This is a genomic window from Rhodococcus sp. NPDC003318, from assembly GCF_042879035.1.
Classification (GTDB): Bacteria; Actinomycetota; Actinomycetes; order Mycobacteriales; family Mycobacteriaceae; genus Rhodococcus_G.
The window spans coordinates 35,143-51,845 of sequence record NZ_JBIAOU010000019.1; the positions used below are offsets into that span (position 1 = coordinate 35,143).

Consider the following 16,703-nt stretch of genomic DNA (forward strand, 5'->3'; position numbering starts at 1 on the left):
CCTCGAATCGACTAGATGCTACTGACAGCGGATTGGGCTTCTGTGTTGGTTGTTGTTTCGTAGTGATTTGGGAGGCTGGAGAATGCGACTGCAAAAATGAGCGGAATCCAGTACTGCTGTTGGTCATAGAAGGCTGATGTAATTGCAAATCCGATGACGGCAGCAATGACCGCGGATTGTGGAGCGTTCATCCCTGATATAAGCGATCGGGCCACCATTGTAATGAGAACTGCAGTGATGGCGAGGAAGACTATGAATAGCAATAGTCCACCTTGATACCATGATCGAAGTAGGTAGTTGTGAACAACGGTTACGCCGTCAAATGTGCCCTCGTTTGTTGGATCCATGCCGACGCCGAACAATGGATCGGAAGTGATGTGGGTAATCGCGTAGTCATAGGTCGATTCTCGAATAGAAACTGAAGCGACACCGTCGGAGAGCCCGAGAACGGTGTCAACCCTTCCCTCGATCGGATCTTTGAATGATGACGGATTGTATCCGCAAACGATCGAAATTGCGGCTACGATGGTCGCGGCCACTGCTGTCTTAATTGCAGTGCGTACTGTAACCCGCATCGATATGAGCAGGACGGCGCCCCCAACTGTCAATGAAATCATTGAACTTAGGCTTCCGCTGCCGATTAGGGCTCCAAAGTTAAGTGCTATAGCTGCGATGCATAGAGCTCGTGTTTTGCCCTTGAGCTTCGGTTGCATGTAGAAGCATGCAAGAATGGTGATTACTGCCATGATCCCGAGTACGTTCGGATGGACTGCGAGGCCGTTTGCCCGACCATCGTTAGCCTCCCGCCCGAGCATGGAAACTCCGGCGAGCTGGAAAAGTCCTGCCGCGGCAGAAACTGATTGAACTGTGGTGAATGCAATTGTTGAGTATTTCACAAAATTGCACTCGCTTTCTGCATAGTATCTCACCACGAAGGGGGTTATGCCGATTAGAATGGCGAGCTTGATCCCAGCTGAGGTGCTCATGGATACGCTGGAGGACGCTCCTGAAATGAGAGCTGCAATAGGTGTCGCTAGGAGCGCAAAAATCCAGATCCCTGATTTTGGGGGAGGTGACAGTCTGCCAAGTAAAGCGCAGGAGATAACGACTGCCAGTATCGCATATGTGATGAGAGGGCTTACTTCAATTGAGATCAGCCTATAGATTGGAGTAATCGCCAGGATAGCTACCCAAATGGTTCCGCCAGGCGATATTGTTGGAGTATCTGTACGGTTGTTGTTGAGTACTTTCTGATTCATTTATCCCCCCGGATCGACTTCCTTAGTATGGATCGAGAACAGCATACGCGGAGTGATGCGTATCGTCACTTCTTGAACGTGACCATGCACCCAGTGAGAGTGCTGGGACGGATGGTATTCAGGGTGAGTTGGGATAGTAATCGTAGCTGAGGGAGTGCGTCATCGTCGATCCAGTGATGTTCCATGGCCTTGTTGTTATGGGTCTCCTCTTTTCGTCGTGCGCCTGGTGCCTGTCCAGGCCCACTTGCGTTTCGTGTTCAGTCGTCACGATGGCGTCATTCTTCTGGTTGGTCCTCAACGGTCCACTGGAAGGGCGAATACTGCTCACAGTCAGCGCTGAGAACGGACTCACCGAGTCGGATCTTCTTGCTCTCGGAGGCTTCGCAATTGCTGCGTGGGGTACTTGGCGTCGGCGGCGATGTCCGCGCCGGAGAGGCGGGCGGAAACTAGCGTCTTCCCCGGCGGAGAAGGCACGTCGCCGGGCCAATGAGGATCGGTGATGGGTGACCTCGGTGTCGCGGCTACTCTGGCTTGCCACACACTGGTACGTCTACCGACACGGTCGGTGTGTCAACCAGTGGCTGGACGGGCACCCGGGCCTCTCCCGGCACTGTCGGCTCGATGTACTCGAACTTGACTTCCACCGTCTTGCCCTGGGGGACTGGCGCAAACACCTCGAATGTGTCGTGGCCAAGTTCCTTGCCGGTCGTGTTGAACAATGGCCCACCGTCCACGGTAATTTTCCTCAATGTCGAGCCTTGTGTCGCCACGAGCTTCACGCCGGACACGTTGGTGCCCTTCGGCAGATTCTGTGGGTTCAGAAACATTCCCGCCATGTAATCTGGAAGGTCACCCGCCGGAGTGTTGTTGGTCAGGCGCACAGTCACTGTCGACTCGCGCGTCTCGCCCTCACACGACCCTGACGTGTAGTCGATCTCTCGCGTCAGGTAGTAGTCCAGCTTGTTTCCCGACTGGTTGTTGATCACCACCCCCGCATAAGGTGCGGCATCGCCGGGGATGGTGTGGCCCAGAATCGTTCCCGTCAGCACCTCCTGCTCGGCGGGGTTCGCGCTCCACACCGCAATACGGCCCTCGCCGGCCGCCCTGCCGAGGGCATCGAGAACCGCCTGCGGATTCGACAGGTTGCCGGTCAACTTCTCCACGACCTTCGCGGCCACCGCCTGCAGATACGCCTTGCGGGCCGCGTTGTCGTCGGCGAACCGGACGTACGCGGTGGATTCAGTCAGCTCCACCACGTTGTCCTTCGTGATCACTTCGCCGTCGGGCATCTTCACCGAACCCACGGCGCCGAGAATGTAACTGAGCGCGATCGGATCGGTCGCGATGGCGCCGTCCACCGTCTCACCCGACTCCTGCCGCCACAACGACTGCCAGATCTGCGCCGCATACGGGAAGTGCGAACTGAGGTTGCTGTTACGGAAATCGGTTGTGGGACGGCTGCGTCCGTACAGGGCGGCGTAATCTGGACCCAGATCGATTGGCTGCATGTCCGCAGGGGCCAACTCGATGTTTGCGCCGAGCGTGTCCACGGCAATGGCACCGCTATTCGTGCGGATCACACCGAAACCGCCCAGGAGGCCACCCGTTCCGCGTGCCTCGGCGTTGGTCTGGAAACCGATGAAGTAGTTCCGTGGCCCGTCCGCGCCGAGCATGGCCGGGGCCAGTTCGGCGGCGGTTGCGGTGTTGGTCAACAGCTTCGACAGGTCCGCGGTCTGGTCCTGCAGTTGCGTGCGGGCGTCATCGACCACAGACAGATAGCCGGCGTCGGAAACGGCCGCCGCCTTGTCCGCCAGTTGCTGCGCAGCTACCGACGTCCGCGCCAGAACGGGCGCAGCGTCATGCAGTGGTTGAAGATTCACTCGTCCACCGGCCTGGATCAGGTGATCCGGAACCAGCGACGAGCCCGCGTCGACGACCGGGGTGAGCACGTCCCGCGTGAGCCCGCGCACCACCGCCGAAATCTCTTGTGCGCTCTCGAACGGCGCACCCAGCCACGGCACGGCCGCGGCGATCCGCCACGGCACAGAGCCGGTGTCGGACTCGGCCAGCGCGGCGTACTTGTCCGCGTCTGTCGCCGAGCGCAGCGCATCCTCGCTGCGGCCGTCGAGCAACGCGTCCTTCGCCGCGGTGGCGTGATCGCGGGCCTCGTTCAGGTGCGAATGCGCCTCGCGCGCCGTGTATCCGAGCCACAAACCGAAGCTGATGACTATGATTCCGGTCACACTTGCGCCGACGACGATGCGGCGTCGGCGCCGTCTGATCACCATCGGCTGCACTGTCCGCCGCCGCCGCTGACCGGGCTGCGAGGAATCTCCGCCGCTGGTGAGGGAATCGCCCGTGCCGTTGTCATCCATTCAGCTCGGCTCCTGTCGTGGTTCGAGGCGGTCCTCGTCGATTGGGTGGGACGCGCTGTCTCGCATCCGCACTCGCGAAGTATTGCCAGTATTGTCCTTTGCTATGCAAGTTCTCCACCGTGGGGGTGGGGAGCAGTCCGTCGGGGGCTGATATCCGGTTGGGCCCGGGTGTCGGGGGGAGGTGTGTCGTGGGCGCTTTTCCGCTGTCCCGAGCACAGCAGGGACTCTGGTATACGCAGCAGCTCAATCCGGATGTTCCGTTGAACGTGGCGCAGTACGTCGAGATCCGCGGCGCCATCGATGCCGATGTGATGACCGCCACGTGCGATCGAGTCGGCCGCGAGCTCGAGTCGGGATGCGTTGTCCTGATCGACCGCGGTGGTGAGCCGCTCCAGTACGCCGACCGCGACATGGTCGACGCCATGTCCTTCCTCGACTTGCGTGACCACCCCACGCCCGTGGCGGAGGCCGTGCGATGGATGACCGAGCAGGGCAGTCGACCTCTCGACGTGCTCGTCGACCGGCTCGCCGCGGCCACGCTGATCCGGCTCGCGGACGACCACCACTTCATGTTCTGCCGTATGCACCACCTCGTCCTCGACGGCCACGCCGGCATGGTGGTCGCCACCCGTATCGCGGAGGTCTACACCCACCTCCTTGCCGGCACCGAGCCGCCGCTGGCCCGGGCACTGACGCTTCGTGAGCTCTACGACGGCGAGGCCCGCTACGAGGGCAGCAGCAGGCAGTCCACCGATCGCGCGTACTGGGCGCAGCGGGTCGACGACCTGCCCGCCCCGGTGCGGCTCGCGCCGGGCCGCGCGCCGCTCACGGCGCCGCCGCGTCGCGTCGGCACCGAACTCGACCCGGCGCTCGCCGACGCCATCGCCGACCGCGCCCGCGACTGGAACAGCTCTGACGTCCCGATCGTCGCCGCCGCGTTCGCCGCCTACCTGGCCCGCATGACCGGCGCCGACGAGGTGGTGCTCAGCCTGCCGATGTCGGGGCGCACCACCGCCGCGACCCGCCGCTCCGCCGGCACCGTCTCCAACGTCGTCCCGCTACGGGTGCCCGTGCCCGGGCGGGCCACCGCGCGTGAGCTGGTGCGACACGTGCAGCTCGAGATCACCGGGGCCCTGCGGCACCAGCGCTACCGCGTCGAAGACATCCGCGCAGACCTCGGAAACGGCACAGACACGGCAAGTTTCGGTCCCGTCGTCAACGTGATGAATTTCTACTCGACGCTCATGTTCGGCGATGTCGTCGGTGAGGTGCACGTTCTGACGACAGGCCCCGTCGACGACCTGTCCGTCAACGTCTATCCGCCCGTCCCGGGCCTCAGCACGCGCATCGACTTCGAAGCCAACCCGCGCCGGTACAGCGACTGCGAGCTGCGCGGTCACCACGCCCGGTTCCTCGGATTTCTCGCGGAGTTCGTCTCCGACTCGCCGGATCTCGAGGTCGGCGCCATCGACCTGCTCTCACCCGCCGAGCGTGCCGCCGCCGTCACCGGGCGTCCCGGCGCGACACCGACCGTCGCGGCGGTGCACGACCTCGTCGCTGCGCACGTCGCGCGCACCCCGCACGCCGTCGCCGTCACCGCCGGCGACGAGTCCCTCACCTACGCCGAGCTGGATCGCCGTGCCGCGCGGCTCGCGGCCCGACTGATCGCGGCGGGTGTCGGCGCGGAGGACGTCGTCGCGGTCGCGCTGCCGCGCACCGCCGACCTGGTCGTCGCTCTCCTCGCGGTGCTCCGCGCCGGCGGCGTGTACCTGCCCGTCGACCTCGACTATCCGGCGCAGCGCATCGACTACCTGTTCGACGACGCCGCGCCCGCCGCGACGGTGTGCCGGTCCGCGGACGCCGCGTCGCTGCCCGCCGGCGCGCACCTCGTCGTCGCGGTCGACGCACTCGGCGACGTCACGCCCGCGGAGCCCGTGACGGTGCACCCCGGGCAGGGGGGGTACCTGATCCACACCTCCGGTTCCACCGGGCAGCCGAAGGGGGTGCTGGTCTCGCACGCGAATCTGCTGACGCTGCTGGCCAACACCGACTTCGGGTTCGGCCCCGACGACGTGTGGACGATGTTCCACTCACCGTCCTTCGACTTCTCCGTCTGGGAGATCTGGGGTGCGCTGACCACCGGTGGACGCGTCGTCCTCGTCGACCGCGACGTGGCCCGCTCACCGCACGAATTCACCGACCTCCTCGTCCGGGAGCAGGTTACCGTCCTCAACCAGACCCCGTCCGCGTTCGCGCAACTCGCGGAGGGCGGCGAGGCCGATCTGGCGGTGCGGTTGCTGATCTTCGGCGGCGAGGCCCTCGACCCGACGCCGCTGTGGCCGTGGCTGAGCCGCCACCCGCAGGTGCGGGCGGTCAACATGTTCGGCATCACAGAGACCACAGTCCACGTCACGGCCCGCGACCTCGACCCGTCGGAAGGCGACGGCCTCATCGGCGAGCCGCTGCCGGGGCTGCGCGTCTACGTCCTCGACCGCTCGCTGCGTCCCGTCCCGCCCGGCAGCACCGGCGAGATGTACGTCGCCGGACCGCAGGTCACCCGCGGCTACCTGCGCCGTCCCGGCCTGACCGCCGGACGGTTCGTCGCCGACCCGTTCGCGGCCGGCTCCGTCATGTACCGCACCGGCGACCTCGCCCGCCGTAACGGTGACAGCCGGCTCGACCACGTCGGGCGCAGCGACGACCAGGTGGAGGTGCGCGGGCACCGCATCGAGCCCGGTGAGATCCGCGCCGCCCTCGTCCGGCACGAGGACGTCCGGCAGGCCGCGGTCACGGCGCGCGACACCGCAACCGGGCCGCAGCTCGTCGCCTACGCCGTCACCGACGCCGCGTCCGCCGAGCTCATGCGGCACCTGCGCGGGCTGCTGCCCGCGCACCTGCTGCCCGCCGCCGTCGTCCCCGTCGCCGCACTGCCGCTGACCGCGCACGGCAAGCTCGACGTCCGCGCCCTGCCCGCACCGCACGTCGCCGACGTCGACCACCGCGCGCACGGGCCGGTGGAAGAGTCCGTCGCCGAAGCGTTCTCCGATCTCCTGGGCATCGACGCCGGCGCCGGCCACAGCTTCTTCGACCTCGGCGGCAACTCCCTGCTCGCGACCAGGCTCGCCGCGCGGGTCGCCGCGCTGTTCGACATCGATATCACCGTCCGCGACGTGTTCGAGGCACCGACCGTCGCCGCGCTCGCCGCCCGCGTCGTCGACCGGGTCGGCGGCGGACGTACCCGGCCGCCGCTGCGCGCCACCGGCACCGACGGCCGCATCCCGCTCTCCCCGGCGCAGGAGCGGATGTGGATCCTCGCGCAGCTCGACCCGGACGCCGGGCACTACAACATTCCGCTCGTCGCGCGGCTCGTCGGCTGCCTCGACGTGCCCGCGCTGGCCGCGGCGCTGACGGATGTGGCGGAGCGGCACCGGATCCTGCGCACCCGCTACCCGTCCGACGCGGACGGTCCGCACCAGGTGATCGACGCCGCCGCGCCGCTGCACCTCACGCCCGTCGACGTCACCGAGGCCGCGCTCACCGATCGGCTCCGCGCCGTCGCCACGTCCGGGTTCGACCTGGCCGCGGCACCGCCCGTGCGGATCGAGCTGTACCGCACCGGCATCCGATGCCACGTCCTCGCGCTGGTGGTGCACCACATCGCCGCCGACGCCTGGTCGCTGACCCCGCTGCTGCACGACCTGACCACCGCCTACCGCGCCCGCGTCGACGGCGACGCACCCGACTGGACCCCGCTTCCGGTGCAGTACAGCGATTACGCCCGCTGGCAACGCGCTCTGCCCGACGGCGCCGCCCTGCAGTACTGGTGCGACACCCTCGCGGGCCTGCCCGACCAGGTGACGTTGCCCGCCGACCGGCCGCGTCCGGCCGTCCCGTCGGGGCGCGGCGCCGCGATCACCGTCGACGTCGACGAGCGGCTGCGCGCCGCCGTCACCGACCTCGCCCGCACGTCCCGCGCCACCACGTTCATGGTGCTGCACGCGACCCTCGCGGCGCTGCTGGCCCGCTACAGCGGCAGCCGCGACATCCCGATCGGCACCGCCGTCGCGGGCCGCGACGACCCGCAACTCGACGACGTCGTCGGCATGTTCGTCGGCACGCTGGTGCTGCGCGTCGACGTCGACCCCGACGCGACGTTCGCGGACCTGCTCGCGCACGTCGCGGCCCGCGACGTCGCCTCCTACACCCACGGCGACATCGCGTTCGAGACGCTCGTCGAGCGGCTGAACCCCACCCGCTCGCCGTCGCACCACCCGCTGTACCAGGTGGCGCTGTCGATGCAGCGGCACCACCCGGACACCGTCGAACTCCCCGGGCTGACCGTCACGTCCGTGCCGCCGGTCACCGAGAGCGCGAAGTTCGACCTGCAGGTCACCGCCCTCGACACCGGCGGGCCGCTGCGCCTCGAATTCGGCTACGACACCGACCTGTTCGACCACGACACCATCGCCCGGTTCGCCGAGCGGTTCGTCACGCTGCTCGGGGCCGTCACCGCCGACCCCGACACCGTGCCCGGCGCCGTCGACCTGCGCGGCCCCGACGAGGCGGCGCCGCCGGTGGACGCGCCCGCCCCGGTGACGCTGCGCGACATGCTCACCCGCGGGGCGCGCCTGGTGCCCGACGCCGTCGCGGTGCGCGAACCCGGCGGCCGCGAGCTCACCTACCGGCAGCTGGACGACCGCTCCGACGCGCTCGCCCGCGTCCTCGCCGCCCGCGGCGCCCGGCCCGGCACCACCGTCGCGTGGGCGGTGCCGCGGTCGGCGGACTCCGTGGTCGCGCTGTGGGCGATCGCGAAAACCGGTGCCGCGCCGGTACTCCTCGACCCCGACCAGCCCGCCGCCCGCCTCACCGAGATGCTCGACGTCGCCGGCGCCACGCTCGGGATCGCGGCCGACGCGTCCGGCCCCGTGCCGGGCCCGACGTGGGTCGCAGTGGGCGACACCGGCATCGGTGCGCCGGCGTGCACGCAGCCCCACCCGGACGAGGCCGCCTACGTGGTGTTCACGTCCGGCACCACCGGCACACCGAAGGGTGTCGTCGTCACCCACCGCGGCCTCGCCGGACTCGACGCCGACCTCACCGCCCGCACCGCCGCCCGCCCCGGCGACCGGATGCTGCACCGCGGCGCACCCGGATTCGACATGGCGCTCGTCGAGATCCTCGTCGCCGGCGCGTCCGGCGCCACTCTCGTCGTCGCCACCGACACCGCGTTCGCCGGGCCCGAGCTGGCCGATCTGCTGCGCGTCGAACGCATCACCCACGCCGCGTTCACACCCACCGCGCTCGCCACCCTCGGCGACGCCGACCTGCCCGACCTGCGGGTGCTGATGATGGGCGGCGAACGGCTCGGCGACGAACTGGTCCGCCACTGGGCGCCCGGACGGCGCCTGCTCAACGGCTACGGACCCGCCGAAACCACCATCTACGCCGCCAGTTCCGACGCGCTGACGGCGGGGGAGCCGGTGACCGTCGGCGGCCCGATCCCCGGCGTCCGGGCGGTGGTCCTCGACGACCGCCTGCGCCCCGTCCCGATCGGGATCCCCGGCGAGCTGTACCTCGGGGGCGCCGCACTGGCCCGCGGCTACGCCGGAGCACCCGCCTCGACCGCCGGCCGGTTCGTCGCCGCAACCGACGGGCAGCGGCTGTACCGGACCGGGGACCGGGTGCGGTGGCGCGCGGCCGGGACGCTGGAGGTGCTGGGGCGCACCGACTCCCAGATCAAGGTCCGCGGCGTGCGCATCGAACCGGGCGAGGTGGACGCCGCCGTCGCGCGGGTCGCCGACGTGGACCTGTCCGTCACCGTCGTCCGCACCGCCCCGACCGGCGACCCGATGCTGGTGAGCTACGTGCTCCCGCGCGGACCCGTCGACCCGCACGCGGTGCGGCGCGCCGTGGCCGCGGTCCTGCCGTCGTACCTGGTGCCGGCGGCCGTCGTCGTGCTCGACGCGGCGCCGCCCACCGCCCACGGCAAACTCGACCTGCGCGCCCTCCCGGAACCCGACCTCGCCGCCGCACCCGACGCGCCGCTCACCGACACCGAACACGCCGTCGCCGCCGTCTACACGGACCTGCTCGGCGTCCCGGCCGGCCGCGACACCCACTTCTTCACCGCCGGCGGCAACTCGCTGTCCGCCACCCAGGCCGTCGCGCGGCTGCGCCGCGACCTCGGGCGGGCCGTGCCGCTGCGCGCCCTGTTCGCGCACCCGACGGTCGCGGAACTGGCCGCCGCCGTCGACGCCGCCGACCTGGCGCCCGCGCGTCCCGCCGTGCGGAAGCTGCCGCGGCCCGACCGGATCCCGCTGTCCCGCAGCCAACTTGCGATGTGGGTGATCAACCGCCGCGACCCGGCGTCCGCCGCCTACAACCTGCCGTCCGCGATCCGCCTCGACGGCGACCTCGACGTCGCCGCGCTCGCCGCCGCCCTCGGCGACGTCGTGGCCCGGCACGAGGTGCTGCGCACCGTCTACCCGGCGGGGGAGCAGCCGCACCAGGTGATCCTGCCGCCGCGGCCCGTCGACCTGACGCCCCTCGACGTCGACGACCACGGGCTCGACGCCGCCGTCCGCGAGGTCGCGCTCGCCGGATTCGACCTCACCACCGAACCCGGGCTGCGGGTGCGGCTGCTGCGCCGCGGGCCGCGCCGTCACGTCCTCGTCGTCGCGATGCACCACATCGCCGCCGACGGCTGGTCGCTGGGCCCGCTCGTCGGCGACCTCCTCACCGCGTACGCCGCCCGCCGCGCCGGCACCGCACCCGGCTGGGCGCCGCTGCCGCTGCAGTACGCCGACTACGCGGTGTGGGAGCAGTCCCTGGCCGCGGACGAGCGGGGCGCCGAGTACTGGAGTCGGGCACTGGCCGGCGACGTCACCGCCACCCCGCTGCCCACCGACCGGCCCCGACACGGCGGCGAATCGGCTTCGGGGACGGTCGAGTTCGCGATCGGGCCCGAGACGCACCGCGCCGCGCAGGCGCTGGCCGACGAGCACGGCGCGACCGCGTTCCTGGTGCTGCACGCCGCGCTCGCGGTGCTGCTGGCCCGGCTCGGCGGCCACGACGACGTCCTCGTCGCCACCGCCGTCGCGGGCCGCGGCGACCACGCGCTCGACGCGCTCGTCGGCATGTTCGTCGGCACCGTCGTCCTGCGCGCCGACGCCGCACCGGACCGGACGTTCGCCGACCTGCTCGCGGACGTCCGTGAGCGCGACCTCGCCGCGTTCGAGCACGCCGACGTCCCGTTCGACACCGTCGCGCGCTCGCTCGGCGGCGCCACACCGCAGGTCGCGCTGGCCGTGCACCCCTTCCCCGAGCCGAACCTCGCCGTCGACGGGCTCACCGTCACCGCCGACGAGATCGACCCCGGCGCAGCCAAGTTCGACGTCCTGTTCGGGTTCGTCGAACGGGGCGACCGGTTCGACGCGTCCGTGCGGTACGCCACCGACCTGTTCGACGAGGCCACCGCCGTCGCGTTCGGCGACCTGTTCACGCGGATCCTCGACGCCGTCACCACCGACCCGAGCCTGCCGGTCGGGGCCGTCGCGCTGCCGCCGGCGCCCGCCCTCACCGGCGCCGCGCCCGCCGCCGAACGCACCCTCGCCGAGCTGCTCGCCGCCACCGTCGCCGCCCACCCCGACCGCGACGCCGTCACCGACGGCGAAACCACCCTCACCTACCGCCAGCTCGACGAACGCGCCGGGCAGCGCGCCGCCGCCCTCGCCGCGGACGGCGCCGGCCCGGGCGTCACCATCGCCCTCACCGAGCCCCGCTCCCTCGACTTCGTCGTGCAGTGGTGGGCCGTCGTCAAGACCGGCGCCGCCGTGATGCCCTCCGGGCCCGTGCGCGAGTTCGGTAGCCAGGACCACCGAACTCGCGCACAGGTGCGAAGCGCCTCGGTGGCGTACGTGATTCACACCTCCGGGTCCACGGGCACCCCGAAGTGCGTCGCCGTCACGCACCGGGGGCTCGCGCCGCTTGCCGCGGAGGCGGCGACCCGGTACCGCGTCGGCCCCGACGACCGGGTGCTGCACGGCTACAACCCCGCCTTCGACGCCGCCGTCCTCGAATTCCTGCTCGCCTTCACCACCGGCGCCTGCCTGGTCGTCGCGCCCGCCGACGTCGTCGGCGGACCGCCGCTGCAGCGGCTGCTCGCGGACCAGCGCGTCACCCACTACCTGTCCACCCCCGCGGTGCTCGCCACCCTCGACCCCGCCGGCCTCGACGACCTGCGCGTCGTCGCCGTCGGCGGCGACACCCTCGCCCCGCACCTCGCGCGCGAGTGGAGCGCGACCCGCCTGATGCTCAACGCGTACGGCCCGACGGAGACCACCGTCGTCGCGACACTCGCCGAGGTCGGGGAGGACGTCACGATCGGCACCCCGATCCCCGGCGTCACCGCGTACGTCCTCGACGCGCGGCTGCGGCCCGTCCCCGCCGGCGCGGTCGGCGAGCTGTACGTCGGCGGCGCGGCCCTCGCGCAGGGATACGTCGACGCGCCGGGTGAGACCGCCGCCCGCTTCGTCGCCGCCCCGGGAGGGGAGCGGCTCTACCGGACCGGCGATCTGGTGCACCGACGCACCGACGGACGGCTGTCGTACCTCGGTCGCAGCGACCGGCAGGTCAAGATCCGCGGCGTCCGCATCGAGCCCGGCGAGGTGGAGGCCGCGCTGCTCGCGGTGCCCGGCGTCGACGGCGCCGCCGTCGTCGAATGGCGCGGTGACCTCGCCGCGTTCGTCACCGGCGCCACCGACCCCGATACCGTCCGGGACGCGCTGACCCGGCGCCTGCCCGCGCACCTGGTGCCCCCGCGGATCGTCCACCGCGACGCCCTGCCCGCCACCGCCAACGGCAAACTCGACGTCGCCGCTCTCCGCGCCGACCTCGACTCCGACTCCGCGACAACATATCTCGCGCCGCGCACCGCGACCGAGGAACTGGTCGCGGGCCTCTTCGCCGACGTCCTCGGCGTCGACGTGGTGGGTGCGGGGAACGGGTTCGTCGACCTCGGCGGCAACTCGCTGTCCGCGACGGCCGTCGTCGCGCGGCTCACCGACCTGTTCGGGGTGGACGTCACCGCCCGGGTGCTGTTCGAGCACCCCACCGTCGCCGACCTGGCCCGCTGGCTCGACCACCCGCCGACCGCGACGCCGCGGCCGGCGCTGGTGCCCCGGCAGCCGGGTGCGCGGGTGCCGCTCGCGCCGCCGCAACGGCGGATGTGGCTGCTCACCCGCATCGCCCCCGACTCGGTGGTCCACCACATGCCCGTCGTGCGCAGCCTCGGCGCGGACGTCGACGCGGACGCCGTCCTCGCCGCCATCCGCGATGTGGCGCAGCGGCATTCGGTGCTGCGGACCGTGTTCCCCGTCGACGCCGACGGACCCCGCCAGGAGATCGTCGGCGCCGACCTGGTGCCGGTGACCGCGGGCCGCTCCGCCAATCCCGACGTCGACGCGTGGGTGCGACGCCCGTTCGACCTCACCGCCGAGCCACCGCTGCGGGCCCGGCTGTGGACGCGCCCCGACGGCACCCACCTGCTGGCCGTCGTCGTCCACCACATCGCGTTCGACGGGGCGTCGCTCGCGCCGCTGCTCGTCGACGCCGAGACGGCGTACCGGGCGCGGGTGAACGGTGCCGCGCCGCACTGGGATCCGCTGCCCGTCGACTACGCGGACTACAGCCTCTGGCTGCACGAGAGTCTCGGCAGTCGCGCCCACACCCAGCTCGAACACTGGGCGCGGGTGCTGGGCGGAATCACCGGTCCGCTGCCGCTGCCCGTCGACCGGCCGCGCCCCGCCCGCCCGAGCGGCGACGGCGCCCTCGTGAGGTGGAGCGTCGACACCGAACGGACCGGGCGGCTGCACGCCGTGGCCCGCGCCCACGGCGTCACCCCGTTCATGGTGCTGCACGCCGCGCTCGCGGTGCTGCTGGCCCGGCTCGGCGGCCAGCCCGACATCGTGATCGGCACCGCGGTCCACGGCCGGCCGCTGCCCGCGCTCGACCGGCTCGTCGGCATGTTCGTCGGCACCGTCGCTCTGCGCACCGAAGTCGGTGAGCAGCAGCCGTTCTCGGGACTGCTCGACGAGGTGCGCGGCGTCGTCCTCGACGCCCTCGCCCACGCCGACGTCCCGTTCGACGACGTCGTCGCGCGCGTCGCCCCGCACCGGACCACCGCCCACAACCCCCTGTTCCAGGTGGTGCTCACCTACCGGGCGGACACTCCCGAGCTGCCGGGGGCGGACCCGCGATCCGACGATCCCGCCGTCGAATTCGACCTCGTCTGGGACGTCACCGACACCGGGCAGGGCCTCGACCTGCGGCTCGGCTACGCCACCGACCTGTACGACGCGTCGACCGCGCACACGATGGCCGCGCTGTTCGACCGGATCCTCGACGCGGCCCTGCACGACCCGTCCCGTGCCGTCGGCGACCTGGTGACGCCGACCGACCTCGCCGGTGTGGTCCGCGAGCCCGTCGGCACCCCGGCGCCGCGGACCCTCGCCGACATCCTCCGCGCCCAGGCCCGCGCCACACCGTCCGCGCTCGCCCTGTCCGACGGGCACCGGCAGTGGACCTACGCCGAACTCGACGCCGAATCCGAGCGGTGGGCGCGGTCCCTGGCGGCGCGCGGTGCCCGCCCCGAGACCGTGGTCGCGATCGCCGTGCCCCGCGGCGCGCTGTGGACGGTGGCAGCGTGGGCCGTCGCGAAATCCGGCGCCGCCTGGATCGCGCTCGACCCCACCCACCCGCGTGAACGCCTCGACTGGATGATCGCCGACGCCGGCGCCCGGATCGGCCTGACCGTCCGCGCGCTGGCCGACACCCTCTCCGGCCACGTCGAGTGGCTCGCACTCGACGAAACCGACACCCGCGCAGCCGAACCCGTGCCCGCGCGGATCGACAACCCCGCCTACCTGATCTACACCTCCGGAACCACCGGCCGGCCCAAGGGTGTGTCGGTGCCGCATCGCGGTCTGGTCAACCTGCTCGCGTTGCTGCCGCGGGTGCTCGGCGACCACCCGGCGCCGCGGATCGCGCAGCTCGCCTCTCCGACGTTCGACACCTCGACGTTCGAACTGCTGGCCGCCCACGCGACCGGCGCGACGCTGATCGCCGCACCCGAATACTGCTACGCCGGAGACGAACTCGCGCGGTTCCTGGAACTCGAGGAGATCACCCACGTCGCGGTGACGCCCAGCGTCCTCGCGACCCTCGACGCGGCCGCCCTGAGTCCACGGACGGTGTGGTCGGCGGGCGAGACGCTTCCTCCCGAACTGGCCGAACGATGGTCCGGGCATCGACTGTTCAACGCCTACGGCCCCACCGAGGCCACCGTCCTCGCGACCGTCGCCGGGCCCCTGACCGGTGGCCCGGTGCGGATCGGTCCAGCTATGAACGGCGTCTTCGCGCTGGTTCTCGACGGCCGCCTGCGACCGGTGCCCGACGAGGTGGTCGGCGAGCTGTACCTCGGAGGCGCCGGCGTCACCCGCGGCTACCACGGGCGGCCCGGCCTGACCGCGGGCCGCTACGTCGCCGACCCGTTCCACCCCGGCCGCCGCCTGTACCGGACCGGAGACCTGGTGCGGCGCAAGGGCGACGGACAGTTCGAGTACCTCGGCCGCAGCGACGCGCAGGTGCAGGTGCGGGGCGTCCGCATCGAACCCGGCGAGGTGGACGCGACCGCGCTGCGCCATCCCGGCGTGCAGTCCTGCGCCACCGTCGCCCGCACCGCACCCGACGGCACCGCCATGCTCGCCACCTACGTCGTCGGCGACGACGCCCTGACCGGCGAGAGCGTCCGTCACCACCTCGCCGCGCGGCTGCCCCGGCACCTGGTGCCGTCCGCGGTCACCGTCCTGCCGCAGCTGCCGCTGCTGCCGTCCGGGAAGATCGACCGCGCCGCGCTCCCCGAACCGGACCGCAGCGCGGTCGGCGGCGTCACCGTCCCGCAGGGCGACCTCGAGATCGCCGTCGCCGCCGTGTACGGCGACCTGCTGGGCCTCACCGACATTCCCGCCGACGTCGGCTTCTTCGACCTCGGCGGCACCTCGATGGGAGCCGCCCGCGCCGCGGCCACACTGCGCACCCGCCTGAACCGGCACGTCGCCGTCGAGTGGGTGTTCACCGACCCGACCGTGCACCGGCTCGCCGCCCGCATCGCCGACACCGCGCCGCCCGCCGAATCACGAGTGCTGGACACCGTCGTCCCGCTCGGTGGCGGCGGGGACGGCGCGCCACTGTTCTGCGTGCACCCCGTCAGCGGTCTCTCCTGGGGCTACGCGCCGCTCGCCGACCACCTCGGCGGCCGGCCGCTGTACGGGCTGCAGGCGACCGGCGGCGGCGACCCGTCCGACACCCTCGCCGAGACCGCGGCCCGCTACATCGCCGCACTCAGGCGGGTGGCACCCGAGGGGCCGTACCACCTGCTGGGCTGGTCCGTCGGCGGCACCATCGCCCACGAGATGGCCGTGCAGCTGCAGGAAGCGGGCCACCGCGTCGCCACGCTCGCCCTCCTCGACACCCTGCTGCCGCAGCACCAGCCCGACGACCCGGGCCACCCCGACCTCGGCGCCTTCCTCGGCGAGCTCGGTGTCGGCGAACTGGGTGTCGGTGAACTCGGTGTCGGGGAGCTCGGTGTCGGGGAGCTCGGGATGCTCGGTGGCGCCACCGCACCCTCGGGTGGCACCGCCGTCGCCGTCGAGGTGACGCCCGAGCAGGCCGCGTCCGCACTGCGTGACGCGCACCCGCAGCTGCGGTTCGTCACCGCCGACCGCGTGCGGGACATCCTCGACCTCACCGACCGCCACCAGCGGTTCGCCCGCCAGAGACCGCGACGCTTCGACGGCGACGTCGACCTGTTCGTCGCCACCCACGACCTCGACCGGCACCCCGACCTACCGGACGCCTGGCGCCCGCACGTCGGTGGCCGCGTCCACACGCATCCGGTGGACACCACGCATTCCGCGATGGGGAAACCGGAGCACCTCGCAGTCGTCGCCACACTCCTCCGGGGAAGGGAGGCCCCGTCGGGGTGAAGGCGATTGTCCGGGCAGACGCACAG

At 71.2% G+C, this 16,703-nt stretch carries 3 protein-coding genes; 1 reads left to right on the forward strand and 2 read right to left on the reverse strand.

Annotated features, from left to right (window positions below; all coding sequences use genetic code 11):
• Positions 1-11 precede the first annotated feature (11 nt).
• Positions 12-1,259: an O-antigen ligase family protein gene (locus tag ACFYVR_RS22285; protein WP_387477222.1), complete on the reverse strand. Its 1,248-nt coding sequence runs from the start codon at positions 1,257-1,259 to the stop codon at positions 12-14.
• Positions 1,260-1,780: 521 nt separating this feature from the next.
• A complete protein-coding gene (locus ACFYVR_RS22290) occupies positions 1,781-3,634 on the reverse strand; it encodes a DUF4012 domain-containing protein (RefSeq protein WP_387477224.1) in 1,854 nt (617 codons plus the stop codon).
• Between the two features lie 188 nt (positions 3,635-3,822).
• On the opposite strand from ACFYVR_RS22290, the gene ACFYVR_RS22295 reads away from it, so the two are divergent.
• Positions 3,823-16,677 (forward strand): amino acid adenylation domain-containing protein, encoded by a 12,855-nt coding sequence (locus ACFYVR_RS22295; protein ID WP_387477226.1) that lies wholly within the window; start codon positions 3,823-3,825, stop codon positions 16,675-16,677.
• Positions 16,678-16,703: the final 26 nt, after the last annotated feature.

Excerpts from the sequence above, each read along its gene's own strand:
- ACFYVR_RS22285 (WP_387477222.1), bottom strand. The coding sequence starts at position 1,259 with ATGAATCAGAAAGTACTCAACAACAACCGTACAGATACTCCAACAATA.
- ACFYVR_RS22290 (WP_387477224.1), bottom strand. The coding sequence starts at position 3,634 with ATGGATGACAACGGCACGGGCGATTCCCTCACCAGCGGCGGAGATTCC.